The organism is Alcanivorax sp. HI0044 (assembly GCF_001634945.1).
In genome coordinates this window covers 1-2,384 of the sequence record NZ_LWEZ01001735.1, presented here as the reverse complement: position 1 = coordinate 2,384, position 2,384 = coordinate 1, and the positions used below count along the sequence as shown (strand labels likewise).

The following is a 2,384-nucleotide window of genomic DNA, read 5'->3' as shown; positions in this document are numbered from 1 at the left end:
TCATTTTCGGCGCCGTGGGCTGGGTGGATGACTGGCGCAAGGTGGTGGAAAAGAACCCGCGCGGCTTGCCCGCCCGCTGGAAATATTTGTGGTTGTCAGTGGGGGCGCTTGGTGCCGGCTGTGCCTTGTTCTTCACCGCGCAAAGCCCGGTGGAAACCCAGTTGATCGTGCCCTTCTTCAAAAGCGTAGCCATCAACATGGGCTGGTTCTACATCGTGCTCACCTATTTTGTGATTAACGGCACCAGCAACGCGGTGAACCTGACTGACGGTCTGGATGGCCTGGCCATCATGCCCACCGTGCTGGTGGGTGGCGCCCTGGGCATCTTCGCCTACGCCGGAGGGCATACGGAATTTGCGACTTACTTGCAGATTCCCTACGTGGCCGGTGCCGGTGAGCTGGTGATTATCTCTGCTGCCCTGTGTGGTGCGGGCCTGGGTTTTCTGTGGTTCAACGCGTATCCCGCCCATGGTGGGGGTGCCCGCCTTGCTCAGATGACTTTTCGGACCATCGTCGCGAATGGCCTGGCCCACCTGCTTTTCCTGCAGTTTTCGGATCATGATCGGGCCGACCCAGAACGCGATGAACAACGCCGTCAGCACACTCAAGATGCCGCGCAGGGTGATGTATTGCACCACCAGAAAACCGCTGTGGTATTGCGCCAGATATTCCGCCAGCCAAAGCAGCATCAGCGTGCCCCCTCTGTGTGTGTGCGTTCCTGTGTAAGCCGCTGCACCACCGCTTCCATACCGGCGCTACGGGATCCTTTCACCAACACCGTGCCGCCTTGCGCCAGCACCGGGGCACTCCAATCCGCCGCCTGTTGATAGTCCTCGGCAATTTTTGCCGCTTCGCCATAGCCCCGTGCAGCTGCNGCCGCACCGGTCATGACAACCAAACCGGAAAGCCCGGCCTGACGAGCGTATTCACCCAGTTCCTCTACCAGCGAATCAGCCTGCGGGCCCAACTCGCCCATGGCGCCCAGCACCAGCATTTGTGGTGCCGGTTGCGCGGCCAGCCAATCAATGGCGGCGCGCACTGAACCCGGGTTGGCGTTGTAGGTGTCATCCACCACGGCGCCGGCACCGGCGGCCTGGATATGCATTCGTCCGGGGACCGGTTTCAGTGCTGCCAGACGCGGCAACACCTGAGGTAAATTTACGCCCAAGGCACGCACCGCCGCGCAGGCCATCAGAACATTGCTCACCTGATGTGCACCGGGCAGCGGTACCGTCACCGCTTCGCCCAGCGGCTGAAGCACAAACTCCGCGCGATCACGGTGCAAAACAATGTTCTCGGCATACAGATCGGCACCGGTGCGCGTGCTTTCATCCATACTTACCCGCACCACGGTCAACCCGGCGGCACGGGCTTTTTCGGCGAAGAAATCCGCAAAACTGTCATCGTTGTTGATGATCGCCTGACCACCCGGCGTGCAGCCGGCAAAGATTTCCGCCTTGGCATCGGCAATACCCTGCATGGAACCGAAGCCTTCCAGGTGCGCGCCGGTCACGTTAGTAACCAGCACCACCTGCGGGCGCGTCAGCGAACTGGTCCAGGCGATTTCGCCCGGCGCATTGGCGCCCAGTTCGATTACCGCGAAACGATGCTCTGCGCGCAGGCGCAACAGGGTCAGCGGCACCCCCACGTCATTATTGAAGTTGCCTGCCGTGGCCAAAGTGCCGTCACCCAGCATGGCCGCGGCCATTTCCTTCACCGTGGTCTTGCCGGCATTGCCGGTGACCGCCAGGCGGGGCAAATCGAACTGGGCGGCATAACCGCCGGCAAGTCGCCCCAGACCTTCACGGCTGTCGGCTACGCGCACAGCGCTTTCGAAACTGTCCTGTTCGCGGTCCACCAGTGCCGCAATGGCGCCACCGCTTTTGGCCGAGGCCAGAAAATCATGGGCATCAAACCGGTCACCACGTAACGCCGCAAACAGGCAACCCGGCTCGATGGCGCGGGTATCGGTGGCCACCGCATTCACTTTCAGGTCGTCACCCTGCAAGGCGCCGCCGGTCCATTCAGCGATTTGTGACAGCCACATCATTGCGCACCTCCCCGGGCGATCAACGCCTTGCGGGCCAGGTCGCGGTCATCACTGGGGTAACGCACGCCATCCACTTCCTGATAATCCTCGTGGCCCTTGCCGGCGAGCAGAATCACATCGCCGTCACTGGCCGCATGCACGGTATCCATCACCGCCTGGGCACGCTCAACAATGGCCTGCACCGAGGCTGAATTGGTAAGGCCGGCTCGCATGTCATCAATAATCTGTTGCGGGTCTTCGCTGCGCGGGTTGTCGCTGGTGAGCACCACACGATCCGCGCCACGCTCGGCCACAGCGGCCATTTGCGGGCGTTTGCCGGTATCCCGGTCTCCGC

The 2,384-nt window shown here is 61.9% G+C and carries 2 protein-coding genes and 2 pseudogenes; 1 reads left to right on the top strand and 3 read right to left on the bottom strand.

Going from position 1 to position 2,384, the window contains the following annotated elements:
• Window positions 1–467, top strand: a pseudogene (locus A3730_RS26060) (phospho-N-acetylmuramoyl-pentapeptide-transferase); the annotation flags it as partial.
• Here A3730_RS26060 and A3730_RS30000 read toward each other — a convergent pair.
• From A3730_RS30000 to A3730_RS26050, 3 genes and pseudogenes are all read right to left on the bottom strand, one after another.
• Window positions 462–689, bottom strand: a pseudogene (locus A3730_RS30000) (phospho-N-acetylmuramoyl-pentapeptide-transferase); the annotation flags it as partial. The pseudogenes A3730_RS26060 and A3730_RS30000 overlap by 6 nt on opposite strands.
• Window positions 689–2,050, bottom strand: coding sequence for a UDP-N-acetylmuramoyl-tripeptide--D-alanyl-D-alanine ligase (gene murF / locus A3730_RS26055; protein ID WP_063520523.1), 1,362 nt, complete (start codon window positions 2,048–2,050; stop codon window positions 689–691). The pseudogene A3730_RS30000 and the gene murF, both read right to left, overlap by 1 nt.
• On the bottom strand, window positions 2,047–2,384 hold a 338-nt coding region (locus tag A3730_RS26050; RefSeq protein ID WP_369819128.1), incomplete at its 5' end, for a glutamate ligase domain-containing protein. The genes A3730_RS26050 and murF, both read right to left, overlap by 4 nt.